The 16560-nt window shown below is 68.9% G+C and carries 16 protein-coding genes; 11 read left to right on the top strand and 5 right to left on the bottom strand.

What is annotated here, in order from left to right; all coding sequences use genetic code 11:
* The 8 genes from JOD64_RS08845 to JOD64_RS08810 all read left to right on the top strand — a co-directional run bounded on the left by JOD64_RS08845 (position 1) and on the right by JOD64_RS08810 (position 7725).
* Positions 1 to 537: a F0F1 ATP synthase subunit B gene (locus tag JOD64_RS08845; RefSeq protein ID WP_204941795.1), complete on the top strand. Its 537-nt coding sequence runs from the start codon at positions 1 to 3 to the stop codon at positions 535 to 537.
* Positions 537 to 1358 (top strand): F0F1 ATP synthase subunit delta, encoded by an 822-nt coding sequence (locus tag JOD64_RS08840; RefSeq protein WP_204941794.1) that lies wholly within the window; start codon positions 537 to 539, stop codon positions 1356 to 1358. Before JOD64_RS08845 ends, JOD64_RS08840 begins: the two co-directional genes overlap by 1 nt.
* A 141-nt stretch (positions 1359 to 1499) precedes the next feature.
* A complete protein-coding gene (gene atpA, locus JOD64_RS08835; RefSeq protein WP_204941793.1) occupies positions 1500 to 3152 on the top strand; it encodes a F0F1 ATP synthase subunit alpha in 1653 nt (550 codons plus the stop codon).
* Positions 3153 to 3156: 4 nt separating this feature from the next.
* Positions 3157 to 4086 carry a F0F1 ATP synthase subunit gamma gene (locus JOD64_RS08830; RefSeq protein WP_204941792.1) on the top strand — a complete coding sequence of 310 codons (930 nt, stop codon included), beginning with the start codon at positions 3157 to 3159 and terminating at the stop codon, positions 4084 to 4086.
* Entirely contained in the window at positions 4086 to 5522 is a 1437-nt protein-coding gene (gene atpD, locus JOD64_RS08825) for a F0F1 ATP synthase subunit beta (protein ID WP_204941791.1), read from the top strand. Before JOD64_RS08830 ends, atpD begins: the two co-directional genes overlap by 1 nt.
* A 222-nt stretch (positions 5523 to 5744) precedes the next feature.
* A complete protein-coding gene (locus JOD64_RS08820; RefSeq protein WP_204945978.1) occupies positions 5745 to 6887 on the top strand; it encodes an LCP family protein in 1143 nt (380 codons plus the stop codon).
* Between the two features lie 88 nt (positions 6888 to 6975).
* On the top strand, positions 6976 to 7257 hold the full coding sequence (locus JOD64_RS08815; protein ID WP_204941790.1) for a F0F1 ATP synthase subunit epsilon: 282 nt from the start codon (positions 6976 to 6978) through the stop codon (positions 7255 to 7257).
* Positions 7258 to 7269: 12 nt separating this feature from the next.
* Positions 7270 to 7725 (top strand): DUF2550 domain-containing protein, encoded by a 456-nt coding sequence (locus JOD64_RS08810; RefSeq protein WP_204941789.1) that lies wholly within the window; start codon positions 7270 to 7272, stop codon positions 7723 to 7725.
* Between the two features lie 1194 nt (positions 7726 to 8919).
* On the opposite strand, the gene JOD64_RS08805 is transcribed toward JOD64_RS08810, so the two are convergent.
* Entirely contained in the window at positions 8920 to 9492 is a 573-nt protein-coding gene (locus JOD64_RS08805) for a cob(I)yrinic acid a,c-diamide adenosyltransferase (protein ID WP_204941788.1), read from the bottom strand.
* Here JOD64_RS08805 and murA point away from each other — a divergent pair.
* Entirely contained in the window at positions 9491 to 10933 is a 1443-nt protein-coding gene (gene murA, locus JOD64_RS08800; RefSeq protein ID WP_204941787.1) for a UDP-N-acetylglucosamine 1-carboxyvinyltransferase, read from the top strand. The genes JOD64_RS08805 and murA overlap by 2 nt on opposite strands.
* 24 nt (positions 10934 to 10957) lie before the next feature.
* Here murA and JOD64_RS08795 read toward each other — a convergent pair whose 3' ends face one another.
* Entirely contained in the window at positions 10958 to 11506 is a 549-nt protein-coding gene (locus JOD64_RS08795; RefSeq protein WP_204941786.1) for an RNA polymerase sigma factor, read from the bottom strand.
* A 44-nt stretch (positions 11507 to 11550) separates the two neighbouring features.
* Between JOD64_RS08795 and JOD64_RS08790 the strand changes: the two genes are divergently transcribed.
* Positions 11551 to 12984, top strand: coding sequence for a serine/threonine-protein kinase (locus tag JOD64_RS08790; protein ID WP_204941785.1), 1434 nt, complete (start codon positions 11551 to 11553; stop codon positions 12982 to 12984).
* Here the strand turns inward: JOD64_RS08790 and JOD64_RS08785 are convergent.
* Entirely contained in the window at positions 12975 to 13616 is a 642-nt protein-coding gene (locus tag JOD64_RS08785) for a hypothetical protein (protein ID WP_204941784.1), read from the bottom strand. The genes JOD64_RS08790 and JOD64_RS08785 overlap by 10 nt on opposite strands.
* Before the next feature lie 218 nt (positions 13617 to 13834).
* On the opposite strand from JOD64_RS08785, the gene JOD64_RS08780 reads away from it, so the two are divergent.
* Positions 13835 to 14683 (top strand): 3-hydroxyacyl-CoA dehydrogenase family protein, encoded by an 849-nt coding sequence (locus tag JOD64_RS08780; protein WP_204941783.1) that lies wholly within the window; start codon positions 13835 to 13837, stop codon positions 14681 to 14683.
* Between the two features lie 40 nt (positions 14684 to 14723).
* On the opposite strand, the gene JOD64_RS08775 is transcribed toward JOD64_RS08780, so the two are convergent.
* Both JOD64_RS08775 and JOD64_RS08770 read right to left on the bottom strand, forming a co-directional pair.
* Positions 14724 to 15569, bottom strand: a complete 846-nt coding sequence (locus JOD64_RS08775; RefSeq protein ID WP_204941782.1) for an ABC transporter permease — start codon at positions 15567 to 15569, stop codon at positions 14724 to 14726.
* The gene (locus JOD64_RS08770) at positions 15566 to 16417 is read right to left on the bottom strand and encodes an ABC transporter ATP-binding protein (protein WP_204941781.1); all 852 of its coding nucleotides are present in this window, start codon (positions 16415 to 16417) and stop codon (positions 15566 to 15568) included. Before JOD64_RS08770 ends, JOD64_RS08775 begins: the two co-directional genes overlap by 4 nt.
* Between the last annotated feature and the right edge of the window lie 143 nt (positions 16418 to 16560).

Raw genomic sequence — 16560 nt, 5'->3', positions numbered from 1 at the left:
ATGTTCATCCTTGCCGCTGAGGGTGGTGAGGCGCACAACCCGATCATCCCGCTCTGGCAGGAGGTCGTGGTTGGTTCGGTCGCCTTCATCGTGCTCTGCTTCGTGCTGATGAAGTTCGTCTTCCCGCGCATGGAGCAGACGTTCCAGGCTCGGGTCGACGCGATCGAGGGCGGCATCAAGCGCGCCGAGGCCGCCCAGGCCGAGGCGAACCAGCTGCTCGAGCAGTACCGTGCCCAGCTCGCTGAGGCCCGGACCGACGCCGCCAAGATCCGTGACGACGCGCGGGCCGACGCCGAGGGAATCCGACAGGACATCCTCGCCAAGGCACGGGAAGAGTCCGACCGGGTCATCCAGGCCGGCAAGGACGCACTCGCCGCCGAGCGGGCCACCATCGTGCGCGAGCTGCGCGCCGAGGTCGGCACGATCGCGGTGGACCTCGCCAGCAAGATCGTTGGCGAGTCGCTGGCCGACGAGGCACGACGCAAGGGCACCGTCGACCGGTTCCTGAGTGGTCTCGAGAGCACGGGGGCCCGCTGATGCAGGCCGCCAGCCGGGAGTCGTACAAGGTCGGGGCCGAGCACCTCGACGCGTACGTCCGCGGCAATGACGCGGTCGCGGTGGCACACACCGCGAACGACCTGCTCGCCGTCGGCGGGCTGCTGCGACGGGAGCCGCGGCTGCGCCGAGCGCTCTCGGACCCGGCCCGATCCGGCGCGGACCGCGCCGACCTGCTCGGCGGGATGCTGCGCGGCAAGGTTGGCGAGGGTGCGCTCGAGCTGCTCGCCGCGCTGGTGTCCGGCCGTTGGTCGGCGCCGTCGGAGTTGCTCGACGCCGTCGAGCGACTCGGCGTGGAAGCGGTGCTGGCCAGCACCGAGGCCGCCGGTGACCTGGGCGAGGTCGAGGACGAGCTGTTCCGCTTCGGGCAGGTCGTCGCCAACGAGCCCGAGCTTTCGGCGGTGCTGTCCAACCCCGCGGCACCGGTGGACCAGCGCGGGGTCCTGGTCGGCCAGCTGCTGGCCGGCAAGACCCGCCTGGCCACCGTTCGCCTCATCGAGGTGGCGCTGTCCGGCTTCGGGGGGCGTTCCTTCAGCGGATCGCTCACCCGGCTCGTGGAACTCGCCGCCGAACGGCGGGACCGTCAGGTGGCGTACGTCACCGTGGCGGCCCCGTTGAGTGACGAGGAGGAGCGCCGGCTGGGTGCGAGCCTCGCTGCGATATACGGTCGAGAGGTCTCCGTCAAGCAGACGGTGGACCCCCACGTCCTGGGTGGCGTGAGCGTGCGGGTCGGTTCCGACCTGTACGACGGCACCATCCTGCGCCGCCTCAACGAGACCCGCAACGCGCTCGCGAAGCGCTGAACGGCTTCGCCGCCCAGCGGCTGAGCGGCTCCGCCGCCCAGTCTCGGGGCGGCCCTGCCGCACAGCGCCCGGATTGACAGACGCCATTCGGACCGGTCGGTACTAGGTATCCCGGGCCCCTGAATTTTAAGGAAGCAGAGGATGGCCGAGCTGACCATCTCGACGGAGGAGATCCGCGGCGCCCTGGAGCGCTACGTCTCTTCCTACTCGTCCGACGTCTCCCGCGAGGAGGTCGGCACCGTCGCCGACACCGGTGACGGTATCGCCCACGTCGAGGGCCTGCCCTCGACCATGACCAACGAGCTCCTGGAGTTCGAGGACGGCACGCTCGGCGTGGCGTTGAACCTCGACGTCCGGGAGATCGGTGTCGTCGTTCTCGGTGACTCCGCCAAGCTGGAGGAGGGGCAGCGCGTCAAGCGCACCGAGCGGGTTCTCTCCGTTCCGGTCGGCGATGCCTTCCTCGGCCGCGTGGTCGACGCGCTCGGCCAGCCGATCGACGGGCTCGGTGACATCGCCAACGAGGGCTTCCGCGAGCTGGAGCTGCAGGCTCCGAACGTGATGTCCCGCCAGTCGGTGTTCGAGCCGCTGCAGACCGGCATCAAGGCCATCGACGCGATGACCCCGATCGGTCGGGGCCAGCGGCAGCTGATCATCGGCGACCGCAAGACCGGTAAGACCACTGTCGCCCTGGACGCGATCCTCAACCAGCGGGACAACTGGCGCACCGGCGACCCGAAGAAGCAGGTTCGCTGCATCTACGTCGCCATCGGCCAGAAGGCCTCCACGATCGCCTCGATCAAGGGGCAGCTGGAAGAGGCCGGCGCGATGGAGTACACGACCATCGTGGCCTCCCCGGCGTCCGACCCGGCCGGCTTCAAGTACCTGGCCCCGTACACCGGCTCGTCCATCGGGCAGCACTGGATGTACGGCGGCAAGCACGTCCTGATCGTCTTCGACGACCTGAGCAAGCAGGCCGAGGCGTACCGCGCCGTGTCGCTGCTGCTGCGTCGCCCGCCGGGCCGTGAGGCGTACCCGGGTGACGTCTTCTACCTGCACTCCCGCCTGCTGGAGCGTTGCGCGAAGCTCTCCGACGAGCTGGGTGGCGGCTCGATGACCGGTCTGCCGATCATCGAGACGAAGGCCAACGACATCTCGGCCTTCATCCCGACCAACGTCATCTCGATCACCGACGGCCAGATCTTCCTGGAGACGGACCTGTTCAACCAGGGCGTCCGTCCGGCGATCAACGTCGGCACCTCGGTCTCCCGGGTCGGTGGCGCCGCGCAGGTGAAGCCGATGCGGAAGGTCGCCGGTTCGCTGCGGCTCAACCTCGCGCAGTACCGCGAGCTGGAGGCGTTCGCCGCCTTCGCCTCCGACCTGGACCGGGCCTCCCGGGCCCAGCTCGACCGCGGTGTGCGCCTGGTCGAGCTGCTCAAGCAGCCGAACTACTCGCCGTTCCCGGTAGAGCAGGAAGTCGTGTCGGTCTGGGCCGGTGTCGAGGGCAAGCTGGACGACATCCCGGTGGGCGACGTTCGTCGCTTCGAGGCGGAGTTCCTCCAGTACCTGCGGCACAAGCACCAGGGCGTGCTGGCCGGGATCGCCGACAACCAGTGGGGCGACGACATCGTCGGCTCCCTGGACGCCGCGATCGCCGAGTTCAAGCAGGTCTTCCTCGGCAAGGCCGACGAGCGTCAGGTCAACGACGCCCCGGCCGAGCCGCTGGAGGGTGACGAGAACCGCGAGACGGTGACCCGCTTCCGCGACAGCGCGACCGACCGCCCGGCCGAGAGCTGATCCCATGGCCGCCCAGGTACGCGTTCTTCGTCAACGGATCCGCTCGGCGAAGTCGATGAAGAAGATCACCAAGGCGATGGAGCTCGTGGCGACGAGCCGGATCGCCAAGGCTCAGGCCCGGGTGCAGGCGTCCCTGCCGTACGCCCAGGCCATCACCGGTGTGCTCACGGCGCTGGCGTCCAACGCGCGGATCGACCACCCGCTGCTCACCCCGCGCGAGCGGGTGCGGCGGGCGGGCGTCCTGTTGGTGACCAGTGACCGTGGTCTGGCCGGCGGCTACAGCTCCAGCGCGATCAAGATGGCGGAGTCGCTGATCGCGCGGCTCAACGCGGACGGCAAGGAGCCGGTGCTCTACGTGATCGGGCGTAAGGGCGTCGGGTTCTACCGGTTCCGCAATCGGCCGATCGAGGCGAACTGGACCGGCTTCAGCGAGCAGCCGTCGTTCGAGGACGCCCGTGCCGTCGGTGAGACGCTGATCAAGGCGTTCACGGCCGGTGCGGACGACGCGGACGGCGGCGCCGGAGCCGACGGGGTGCTCGGCGTCGACGAGTTGCACATCGTCTACACCGAGTTCCACTCGCTGATGACGCAGAACCCGGTCACCAAGGTGATCGGTCCGATGCAGGTAGAGGACCGGCCGCGCTCCGAGGGGCTGCTGCCGGCGTACGAGTTCGAGCCGGAGGCGGAGGCGCTGCTCGACGCGCTCCTGCCGAGGTACATCAACACGCGGATCTACGCGGCGTTGATCGAGTCGGCGGCGAGTGAGTCGGCGGCACGTCGGCGGGCGATGAAGAGCGCCACCGACAACGCCGAAGAGATGATCGAGAAGTACACGCGTGAGATGAACTCGGCCCGGCAGGCCGGGATCACCCAGGAGATCAGCGAGATCGTCGGCGGCGCCAACGCGCTGGCCGCGTCGGGAAGTGAAGTGTGATGACTGCACCAGTAGAGACCAAGACGGCCACGGGTCGCGTGGTCCGGGTCATCGGCCCGGTCGTCGACGCCGAGTTCCCGCGCGACGCCATGCCGGCCCTGTTCAACGCGCTCAACGTCAACGTGAACCTGTCCGGCGGTGAGAAGACGCTGACCCTGGAGGTCGCCCAGCACCTGGGTGACAACCTGATCCGCGCCATCTCGATGCAGCCGACGGACGGCCTGGTTCGCGGCGCGGAGGTGCGTGACCGCGGCGAGCCGATCACCGTGCCGGTGGGCGACGCGGTCAAGGGCCACGTGTTCAACGCGATCGGCGAGGTGCTCAACCTCAAAGAGGGCGAGACCCTGACCCCGGACGACCACTGGGGCATCCACCGCAAGGCCCCGGCCTTCGCGGACCTGGAGCCGAAGACCGAGATGCTGGAGACCGGCATCAAGGTCATCGACCTGCTCGCCCCGTACGTCAAGGGCGGCAAGATCGGCCTGTTCGGCGGCGCGGGCGTGGGCAAGACGGTGCTCATCCAGGAGATGATCACCCGGGTGGCCCGTAACTTCGGTGGTACCTCGGTGTTCGCCGGCGTGGGTGAGCGCACCCGTGAGGGCAACGACCTCATCGCCGAGATGACCGAGTCCGGCGTCATCGACAAGACCGCGCTGGTCTACGGCCAGATGGACGAGCCACCGGGCACCCGGCTGCGGGTGGCGCTCTCCGCGCTGACCATGGCGGAGTACTTCCGGGACGTGAAGAAGCAGGAGGTGCTGCTCTTCATCGACAACATCTTCCGCTTCACGCAGGCCGGTTCGGAGGTGTCCACCCTGCTCGGCCGTATGCCGAGCGCCGTGGGTTACCAGCCGACCCTGGCCGACGAGATGGGCGAGCTCCAGGAGCGGATCACCTCCGTCCGGGGCCAGGCCATCACGTCGATGCAGGCGATCTACGTGCCGGCGGACGACTACACCGACCCCGCCCCGGCCACCACGTTCGCCCACCTGGACGCGACCACCAACCTGGAGCGGTCGATCTCCGACAAGGGCATCTACCCGGCCGTGGACCCGCTGGCGTCCTCGTCCCGGATCCTCGCCCCGGAGTTCGTCGGCCAGGAGCACTTCCAGGTCGCCACCGAGGTGAAGCGGATCCTGCAGCGCTACAAGGACCTGCAGGACATCATCGCCATCCTTGGTATCGAGGAGCTCTCCGAGGAAGACAAGATCACCGTGGCCCGGGCCCGGCGGATCGAGCGCTTCCTCTCGCAGAACACCTACGCGGCGGAGCAGTTCACCGGCGTGGCGGGCTCGACGGTCCCGATCAAGGAGACCATCGAGGCGTTCCGCAAGATCAGCGAGGGTGAGTACGATCACTTCCCCGAGCAGGCGTTCTTCATGTGCGGCGGTCTCGAGGACCTGGAGGCCAAGGCCGAGGAGCTGATGAAGGCCTGACGGACTGACTCGATCCGAAACAAAGAGACTGCCCCGGCAATGCCGGGGCAGTCTTTTGTTCATCTTCGCGTCCTATCATCGTCGCGGTCCGTTACTCGTGGTCGTCAGTGCCGAGCCACCCGAGATACGGTCGTTTCGCGCGCTCACCTGAACGAGCGTTGATCTTTGCAACCTTTCGACGACGTGCGCCCGTCTTCCTCCCTGTGGGCGTAACGAACGGAGCTGCTCGTGGGTAAGGCCGGCAAGCGTGGCCGCAAGTCCTCCATCTGGCGGGGCGTGCCGCGCTGGGCGAGGATCTGCACGGTGTTCGGCACCGTGCTGACCGTGCTCAGCGGAGCGGTGCTGGTCGGCACCGAGGTACTCATGGCCCGCTACGAGGGTGCGGTCGGCAAGGCTGACCTGTTCGGCGACCAGGCGGCGGGCGCCCAGCCGAAGAAGAGCGACATCAAGGGCCCACTCAACATCCTGCTGGTCGGCATCGACCCGCGTACGCCGACCGCGGCGCCGCTGGCCGACTCGATCATGGTGCTGCACGTACCGGCCTCGATGGACCGGGCCTACCTCTTCTCGGTGCCCCGCGACCTCTACGTCGACATCCCGGAGTTCAGGAAGGCCAACTTCAGCGGCGAGAAGGCGAAGATCAACGCCGCCATGTCTGTAGGCAGTCAGGTGCCGGGCAAGAACCCCGATGCGGCGCGCGGGTTCGAGTTGCTCGCGACCACCGTGCAGAATGTGACCGGCATCAAGCGGTTCGACGCTGGCGCGATCATCAACTTCACCGGCTTCCAGAAGATCGTCGACGCTATGGGTGGCGTCGACATGTACGTCGAGCGGGAGGTGAAGTCGGAGCACAAGCAGCCGGACGGCACGCCCCGTCCCGGCAAGACCTACGGTGAGGGCTACGTCGGCCCGCAGGCGATCTACAAGAAGGGCAACCAACACCTCAGCGGGTGGCAGGCACTGGACTACGTCCGGCAGCGGTACCCGAAGAACGGTGTTCCGGACTCCGACTACGGCCGGCAGCGCCACCAGCAGCAGTTCGTCAAGGCTATGGTCGGCCAGGCGTTCAGCGCCGACGTGGTGGCCAACCCGCTCAAGCTGGACAAGGTGCTCCGCGCCGCCGGGCAGTCACTGATCTTCAACGGTCGGGGCAGCAGCGTGGTCGACTTCGGGCTCGCCCTGAAGGACATCCGCCCGAACACCATCCAGATGATCAAGCTCCCCGGTGGTGGCGTCTTCGACGGCAAGAAATACCTGGGAGAGCAGTTCCAGGTGGGGGTCCCGGACTTCTTCGCCGCCCTGCACAACGAGCAGCTCGACGCGTTCCTGCTCGAGCATCCGGAATTTGTGAACAAGACGAAGTAGTCGTGACGCGGTTCTCCCCACCCGCGTTGGGAGCGCGTGCGCGTCAGGCTAGACTTTCGGCAATCCATCGCCGCAGCAAGGAGACAGCGTGGCACAGCAGCTTCACGTCGAGCTCGTCGCCGTCGAGGAGAAGGTCTGGTCCGGTGACGCCGAAATGGTCGTCGCGCGGACGACCGAAGGCGAGCTTGGTGTCCTGCCGGGGCACGCGCCGCTACTCGGCCAGCTCGCAGAGCCCGGCCAGGTCCGCATCAAGCTCGCCGGCGGAGAGCAGATCTCCTACGAGGTCGCCGGCGGCTTCCTCTCGGTGAGCGCAGACGGCGTCATCGTGCTGGCCGAGAGCGCGACCCCGGTCACCGCGCAGAGTCGCTGAGCCACACCGGGGATGGAGATCGTCGAAGGAGTCGGAATCGGCGTCGTCGTCATCCTCGGCGCGCTCCTCACCCTCTTCGTCCGGCGAGCTCTCGTCACCCGCAGCGGTGGCATCATCCGGCTCAGCGTCCGAGTCACCACCATGCTCGACGGCCGTGGCTGGTCGCCCGGCTTCGGCCGGTTCGCCGGTGACGAACTGCGCTGGTACCGGATGTTCAGCTTCGCAATCCGGCCCAAGCGGGTGCTCTCCCGCAAGGGGCTCGCGGTCGAACGTCGCCGGTTGCCGGAGGGCCAGGAACGGCTCTCCATGCCCGCCGACTGGGTGATCCTCCGCTGTACCAGTCACCATGCACCGGTGGAGATCGCCATGGCGCGGTCGACCGTGACCGGTTTCCTCTCGTGGCTCGAGGCCGCCCCTCCGGGGGCGGTCTCGCCGCGTATGGCCTCCCAGGACTGGCCGGCCGCCTGAGCTGTCGTCGTCTCTGGTTCGCTGTCTGAGGTGTCGGTGGTCCCTGTCTAGCTGTCCGTGGTCGCTGTCTGGGTTTCCGGGGAGCCCGCCCGGCTCCGGGCGGTCAGGCTTGATCCCTGCGCCGGGCGGGCTCCCCGGAAACCCTCGTTGGGCACTCTGCGTCCGTCCGGCGGGAGGGGATTCTCAGCTGCCGTTACCGGGGTTTGGCGGGTTGTGCCTCTGCGCGGTCGGTTGTGCCTTTCCGCGGTTCGGTTGTGCCTCTTCGCGGTTCGGTTGTGCCTCTCCGCGGTCGGTTGTGCCTCTCCGCGGTCGGTTCTGCCTCTGCGGCCGGTTCTGCCTTCCAGCGGTCGGTCGTGGCCCTGCGGTCGGTTCTGCCTCTCCGCAGTCGCTGGTGCCTCGATCGAGGCCGGTTTGCCTCTCCGGGCCGGTTTGCCTTTCCGTGGGGCCGGTTTTGCCTTTGTGGGGCTGGTTTGCCTCGCCGGGTGAGTGGGCGGGCTTGATCGACACAGGGTTGGCGATGTTGGGGTTTCCGCTGGGTTGGATACCCCAACATCGCCGACCTGGAGTGGCTCACGGGGCTGGTCGGCCCGGCCGGGTTGTTCAGCCCGGCTCGTGGACCGTGCGGCCCCAGCGCATTCAAGTGGAGCGTGTGGCCCGCGCCCATCAAGCGAGTCTGATCGACTCCCGCGACATTGCGGTATCCGAGCGGCCGGACACCGCAATGTCGGCGATATGAAGTCGATCATGCGTTGGACCGGGTCGTACCGCGCCGGGAAGCGCTGGGCCGGACCGGCCGCACCGCGCCGACCGCACTGCACTGCGCCACGCCGGACCGGCCGTACCACGCCGGACCGGCCGTACCGCGCCGGACCGGGTCGCGCCGCACCGCGCCGCGTCGGTCCGGGTCGCGCCGCCTCGGTCCGGGCGGCGCCGCGTCGGTCCGGGCGCACCGCGTTGGCCCGGGTCGCACCGGGTCCGGACCGTGTTGCGCCGCGTCGGACCGGGTTGCACCGCGCCGGGGAAGCGCTGGGTTGGACCGGCCGCACGGGGGCCGGAGCCGCCGGACCGGACCCGCACGGGGGCCGGACGTAGCCGGCCTCACGTCGCCTGCCGGCTAGGAGGCTGCACCTTGTTGCGCGTGGTTACGGCCAGATCGGGAACGCACACCTTGACGTGGTGGAGAGCACCGATCGGTCAGCGGTTGCCGCCCGGCACCCATAGCACATCTCCCGCCGGATTTGCCGTTCTTGACAGGATAAAGAGCAGATCGGAGAGCCGGTTGAGATACTTTGCCGGGAGCGGGCTGGTTCGTTCCGGATCGTGGCTGACCAGCGCCCACGCCGCTCGTTCCGCACGCCGGGCAGTGGTCCTTGCCACGTGCAGCAGTGCCGCGCCCGCGGTGCCGCCGGGGAGGATGAAGGAGTCGAGCTTGGTCAGGCGTGCGTTGTACTCGTCGCACCAGCCCTCCAGGCGCTCGACGTACTCCTCGGTCACCCGAAGCGGCGGGTATTTCGGCTCGGGCTCGACGGGAGTGGACAGGTCGGCCCCGACGTCGAACAGATCGTTCTGCACCGACCCCAGCACGCCCCGCAGTTCCTCGTCGAGCCCGCCCAGGGCGAGCGCGACGCCGATCGCCGCATTGCACTCGTCGACATCCGCGTACGCGGCGATTCGTGGATCGGTCTTCGGTACCTGTTCGTTGTTGCTCAGCCTGGTCATGCCGGCATCGCCGGCCTTGGTGTAGATGCGCGTGAGGTGGACGGCCATGACGCACAGCCTACGGATTCCCGACCTGACGATCCCGGCGCGCCCGGACAGCACCCCAAGTTGGCCGGTGGTGGTGGGCCCCGGCGACGCCGGCGATCCGGCGGTCAACGATGTCGACGTCATCCGGGTCCACGGTGATGCCCGGCTGGCGGGCACCGTGCACGTGGTCGGCGCCAAGAACTCGGCGTTGAAGCTGATGGCCGCGGCGCTGCTCGCACCGGGCCGCAGTGTGATCACGAACGTTCCGCGGATCACCGACATCGCGATCATGGGGGAGGTGCTGCGCCGGCTGGGCTGCGACGTCCGGTTCGACGCGGACGACCCGGTCGACCCGATGGTTGCCCGCGGTGGTGTGGCCCGGTCCCGTTCGGTGACGATCGACGTGCCCGAGCAGCCCGGCGCGGACGCCGACTACGACCTGGTCCGGCGGTTGCGTGCCTCGATCTGTGTGCTCGGCCCGCTGTTGGCCCGCCGGGGGTACGTGCGGGTGGCGCACCCGGGCGGTGACGCCATCGGGTCACGTGGGTTGGACATGCACGTCTCCGGGCTGACCCGGATGGGCGCGGAGATCTCCGGTGAGCATGGTTTCGTCATCGCCTCTGCCCCGCACGGGCTGCACGGCGCGGACATCGTGTTGGACTTCCCCAGCGTCGGCGCGACCGAGAACCTGGTGATGGCGGCGGTGCTGGCCCGGGGTGTCACGACGATCGACAACGCGGCCCGGGAGCCGGAGATCGTCGACATCTGCACGATGCTCAACCAGATGGGCGCACGGATTTCCGGCGCGGGCACGTCCACGCTGCGGATCACCGGGGTGCCCGGTCTGCGTCCGGTGCGGCACGCCACGGTGGGGGACCGGATCGTCGCCGGCACCTGGGCGTTCGGCGCGGCGATGACCCGGGGCGACGTGACGGTGACGGGGTTGGATCCGGCGTTCCTGGAGGTGGCGCTGGACAAGGTGGTGGCGGCCGGCGGCCTGGTGGAGACCCGGGGGGACGGCTTTCGCGTACGGATGGACGACCGGCCGCGGGCGGTGGACGTGGTGACGTTGCCGTACCCCGGCTTCGCCACCGACCTGCTGCCGATGGCGATCGGTCTGGCCGCGGTCAGTGACGGTGCTTCCCTGATCACCGAGAACATCTTCGACGGCCGGTTCATGTTCGCCAACGAGATGATGCGGCTCGGCGCGGACATCAAGACCGACGGGCACCACGCGGTGGTCCGTGGGCGGGATCGACTGTCCGGCGCCCCGGTCCAGGCGACCGACATCCGTGCCGGTGCCGGGCTGATCATCGCCGGGCTCTGCGCTCAGGGGGTCACCGAGGTCTCCCACGTGCATCACGTCGACCGGGGTTACCCGGATTTCGTGGCGGATCTGCGCGCACTCGGGGTGGCGGTCGAGCGTGGCACCACGCCGGAGGAGCCGTCGCTGGAGATCTGAGGCCAGCTCGCGGCTCCCGGGAGGTCAGGCGGCCTGCAACGAGGCACGTACGTGCCGCCGCGCGTCGTGGATGCGTGACTTCAGGGTGCCGATCGGTATGGCGAGGTGGTCGGCGATCTCGTCGTAGGTCAACTGGCACAGGTCACGCATTACCAGTGGGGCGACCAGTTCGGGTCGGTGAGCCTCCAGTCGTTCCAGCGCGTCCAGCAGGTCGAGGCGGGAACCCGCGATCACGCTCGTGGTGCGGGGGTCGGGGGCATCGAGTGGGAGCAACGGCGTGGTTTGCTCGTCGGCCCGGCGCTTGAGGCTTCGGTACGTCTGCCGGGCGCAGTTGGCCGTGACGACGTACAGCCAGGTGGAGAACTTCGACCGGCCCGCGAAGCTGTCTATCTTGCGGGCGACCTGCAGAAGGGCATCCTGGCACGCCTCTTCGGCGTCCTGCCTGCACGGGAGTAGGCGCAGACACTGGCGCAGAACCCGCGGGCCGATCCTGCTCAGCAACGCGTCGAGAGCGGCAGCGTCGCCCGTGGCGGCGCGGCCGGCGAGCTCCTCGATTTCAAGATCGTCTGACATGCTCAGGCCCCGTTCCTCAGCGTCTTGCGGGCCATAATACGGGCGTGTCAGTACCCGACAAGATCGGCCGATATCGCGTTCTGCGGCGTATCGGTTCCGGAGCGTTCGCCACGGTGTGGCTCGGCGCCGATGATGCGCTGGATGCGTTCGTCGCGATCAAGGTGCTGGCAGACAACTGGTCGTACCACGCCGATCTGCGGGAGCGCTTCGAGCAGGAAGCACGGATCATGCGGCGGGCGGATTCCAGCCTGCTCGTGCGTGTGCTCGACGTAGGTGAGCTGCCTGACGGGCGGCCGTATCTGGTGATGCCGTACGCGGCCGGTGGCACCCTCGCGGATCGGCTCGTCTCGGGGCCGATGCCGGTACGGGAGGCCCTGCTCGTCGCGGCCGATATCGCCAGCGCCGTCACGGTGCTGCACGAGGCCGGTGTGCTGCACCGTGACCTCAAGCCGTCCAATGTGTTGTTTCAGCCGGCCGCGGATCGGGATCGGGTGCTCGTCGCCGACCTCGGCCTGGCCAAGGCGCTCGCGAACGCGTCCGGCTTCACCATCGCCGCCGGCACACCCGGCTACATGCCGCCCGAGCAGGCCACCCCCGGCGGAGGCCTGGACATCCGCGCCGATGTGTACGCGATCGGCGCGACCCTGTACCACATGCTGACCGGGAGCCCTCCCGACCAGGTCAGCCGCGCAGGCAGGGGCGGGCGGTCGTTGCCCAGGCCGTCTCAGGTGCGGCCCGGCGTGCCGTCCACGGTGGACGATTTGGTGCGACGTGCGCTGCATCACGACCCTCGGCAACGCTGGGCGTCCGCCGCGGTCATGCTCGACGAGCTGCACCGGGTCATCGCGTCGATGGAACGGGACACGGGCCGTGGCCGGGTCGTGCGGCGGTTGGCACGGGTCGTCGGCGTCGGGGTCGCACTGATCGCGCTGCTGGCGACGGCGGGTTCCAGTTCCCCGCCGCAGGCACGGTCCGGCTGGGTACGCGTAGCCGATGCCTCTGGTGCTCTGTCGATCGCCGTGCCGTCGAGTTGGGCCGGCGAGGTGAAGGACGCCGGTTGGGATCCTTCGGTGCTGCGACTTCCCGCTGGCCATGCGCCGGGTCTCGTGGTCGCCCCGGACCTTGCTGCCTGGCCGGATCCGGCGAGCCGGATATCCGGTGTTTTCGTCGGTGCGAGCAAGGCTCTGCTCGCCGGCGGCCCGGCGCCCGCCTTACCCAGCCACAACTCCTGCGTCCAGCAGCCCGACCGGACGGTGGACGTGGGCGGCAACCCGGCGCGGGTACGGCGGTGGACATCGTGTGGCGCCTCGGTCTCGTTCAGCGAGGTGGTGCTCACCGTGCCGCAGCGCAGCTATGGCGTCTACCTGCAGATCAAGCAGGTGGGCGACGCCGACCTGACCGACGAGATCCTGGCCGGCCTGCGGATGTCCAGCTCGCTGGCGCCGCAGGCCGGCCGGGTCGGCTCCGTTCACTCGTAGCAGTCCTGGTTCCTGAACTGCAGGTCCAGTGCAATGACCTTGCCGTTCCTCGCCACGATGCGGTAGATTGCCTTGTCGTTGCCGGGGGTCTTTGCGGAGCCGCGACCGTTGGTCGCGTCCCCGTCGGCCGCCTTCCACGTCGGGTAGATCCGAAGCATCTCGGTGCTTGACATGCCGATGCGCAGACCTTCGGGCGTCCTGATGTCGGACCACGCGCTGATGGCGGCAATTCCCAGGGTTGGTGAGAGGGTGACGGGCCCCTCCTCGGTCGGGGCGGCGCGCAGGAATGAGTGGCCGCAGCGGTCCGTGGTGTCGAACGGCCGCAGCATTCCTGTCGCGGTGGCCTGCTGACGGGTCATCCCGAGCTTCAGCGAGCCGATGCCGTTCGGGCCCAGGACGAGCGAATCGGTGGCGGGTTTGCTCGACGGCCGCGCGGACGGCGAAGACGACGCGGACGGCGTGGATGACGCGGACGGCGTGGACGAGGTGGGCGTCCCGGTGGTGGCCGCGCTGGTCGTGGGGTCTGGTGAGCCGGCCGGCGCGGCGTCGCCGCTCTGGTGCGCGGGTGACGAACACGCGGCGACGAGCAGAAGGCAGGTGAGGGTTCCGACCAAGGACGTGGCACGCATCATGAACTCCTGGCTAGTTCCGCTGGGTTGTTGTCGTAGGGTTCGATGCGCCCGCGAGGGAGTTTGTTCGCTGCGCGGAGTCGTGAATTTGTCACCGGTTGCCCACCCCTCCCAGGTGCACCGAAAGCGCCCAGCATCCTTTCGTGTGGAGCGCTTAGTCATCGTTCAGGCTCGCCGACTAGGGTGCAGTGAGGCACTCAATCGCAGCGAGGGAGAAGCAGATGGCGGGTCGACTCGCGGTCGTCGGGGCTGGGTTGATGGGCTCCGGCATCGCCCAGGTGGCGGCGCAGGCGGGCTGGCAGGTGACGCTGCGCGACCTGGACGACGCGGCCACCACCCGAGGGCTCGGCGGCATCCGGAAGTCACTGGAGAAGTTCGCCGAGAAGGGCAAGATCGAGGCGTCGGAGGTCGAGGCGACCCTCGCCCGGATCACCCCGACCACCGATCTGGAGGCGGCGGCGGACGCGGACATCGTGGTCGAGGCGGTCTTCGAGCGGCTGGAGATCAAGCACGAGGTGTTCCGCGCCCTGGACAAGATCTGCAAGGCCGACGCGGTGCTCGCCACCAACACCTCGGCCATCCCGGTCACCCAGATCGCCGCAGTGACCGAGCGGCCCGAGGCGGTCGTCGGCACCCACTTCTTCTCCCCGGTGCCGATGATGCAGCTCTGCGAGCTGGTTCGTGGTTACAAGACCAGCGACGCCACGCTGGACACCGCGCGGGCCTTCGCCGAGGAGATCGGCAAGACGGTGGTGGTGGTCAACCGGGACATCGCCGGCTTCGTCACGACCCGGTTGATCTCCGCCCTGGTGATGGAGGCGGTCAAGCTGGTGGAGTCCGGCGTGGTGTCTGCGGAGGACCTGGACACGGCCTGCCGCCTGGGCTTCGGGCACGCGATGGGGCCGCTGGCCACCACCGACCTGACCGGCGTGGACGTGCTGCTGCACGCCTCGAAGAACATCTACACCGACACGGCCGACGAGAAGTTCTTCCCGCCGGAGCTGCTCCAGCGGATGGTCACCGCTGGCGACCTGGGCCGCAAGACCGGCAAGGGCTTCTACACGTACTGAGTCACGGCGACCGGGGTGGGTGCCCGCCCCGGTCGACCGCTCAGCCGTCGCGCTTGGTGGTCCACCGGAAGGTGGTCAGGCAGAGCACCACACCGATCACGCACCACAGGCCCAGCACCAGCGCGACCCGGCCCAGCTCGAACGAGCCGCCCGGCTCCTGAGCGCCGAAGCTCTCGGGCAGGAACACCGACCGCAGCCCCTGGCACATCCACTTGAGCGGGAACAACGCCGCCACCTGCTGCATCCAGGTGGGCAGGTCGGTGAAGACGAAGAACACCCCGGAGATGAACTGGAGCACCAGAGCGACCGGGGTGACCACCGCCGAGCCGCTGCGGGCGGTGCGGGCCAATGACGAGATCGCGATGCCGCACAGCGTGCACGCGGTCACCCCGAGCACGGCGACCCAGCCGAAGGTGAGCCACTTCCCGGCCGTACCCGGCAGGTCGAGGTCGAACAGCGCCACCGCGACGGCGAGCAGCAGCGCGGTCTCGGCGATACCGATCGCCACCACCATGATCACCTTGCCGGCGAACCAGACCCACTTCGGCATCGGCGTGCCTCGGTAGCGTTTGAGCACGCCCCGGTCCCGTTCGATCGGGATCCAGATGCCGAGGTTCTGGAAGCTCACCGTCATCAGACCGGTCGCGATCATGCCGGTGATGAAGTATTGGGTGAACTTGACCCCGCCACCGATCGTGCCGCCGAAGATCGACGCGAAGATCAGGATCATGATGATGGGGAAACCCATCGTGAAGACCACGGACTCCCGGCTGCGCAGGAACTGGGTGATCTCCAGCCGGCCCTGGCGCAGGGCGAGTGCGCCTGCCGCCGGCCTGCGGCCGCGGCTCGCGGCGACCGGCGTCGCCGGCTTCGTCGTGGTCGTCATCGTGCGTGTCCGATCATGGTGAGGTAGACGTCCTCCAGGGTCGGCCGGGTCACGGTGAGCCCGGGGACCTCGCCGCCGTAGCGCGCGGCCAGGTCGGCCACCAGGGCCGTCGGCGTCGCGCTCTGCGCACTTTCCAGCGTCCCGTCCGGGGTACGCCAGGAAACCGTCGCGAGCGCCTCCTGCCGATTGCCCAGCCGGTTCGGGGCGGCCACCTCCACCAGCCGGCCACCGGCGATCACACCGACCCGGTCGGCGAGTGCCTCGGCCTCGTCCAGGTAGTGGGTGGTCAACACGATGGTGGTGCCGGCTGCGGCGAGGTCGCGGATCAGTTCCCAGAACTCGCGGCGGGCCTCCGGGTCGAAGCCGGTGGTCGGCTCGTCGAGGAAGAGCAGTTCGGGGCGACCGACGATGCCCAGTGCCACGTCCAGGCGGCGTTTCTGCCCGCCGGAGAGGGTGTGCGCCCGGGCCTTCGCCTTGCCGGCCAGCCCGACCCGCTCGATCACCTTGTCCGGATCGTCGGCGTTGGGGTAGAAGCCGGAGAAGTGCCGGATCACCTCGGCCACGGTCAGCTCGTCGAACTCGCCGGTGCCCTGGAGCACGATGCCGACCCGGGAGCGCCAGTCGTTGTCCGGCTGGGCCGGGTCTCTGCCGAGCACACTGACCTCGCCGGCGTCCCGGCGCCGGTAACCCTCCAGGATCTCCACGGTGGTGGTCTTGCCGGCGCCGTTCGGGCCGAGCAGGGCGAACACCTCACCGCGGTGGACGTCGAGATCCACGCCCGCCACCGCGACGTTGTCGCCGTACGCCTTGCGCAGCCCTCGAACGGAGATGGCCAGCTCGTCATCCATGCCGTCCAGTGTGCGCCCCGACCAGGCCGCCTGGTGCCCCGGGGCATGGCGGTGTGCAACATTGCGGGCACTTCGCGCCCGGGCGTCCCCGACATGGACCTGTGTGGTTTTCCACAGCCCGTTTTACTGAACGGTAACTTAAG

It is taken from the genome of Micromonospora luteifusca (genome assembly GCF_016907275.1).
Lineage (GTDB): Bacteria > Actinomycetota > Actinomycetes > Mycobacteriales > Micromonosporaceae > Micromonospora > Micromonospora luteifusca.
This window is presented reverse-complemented; position numbering and strand designations above follow the sequence as displayed.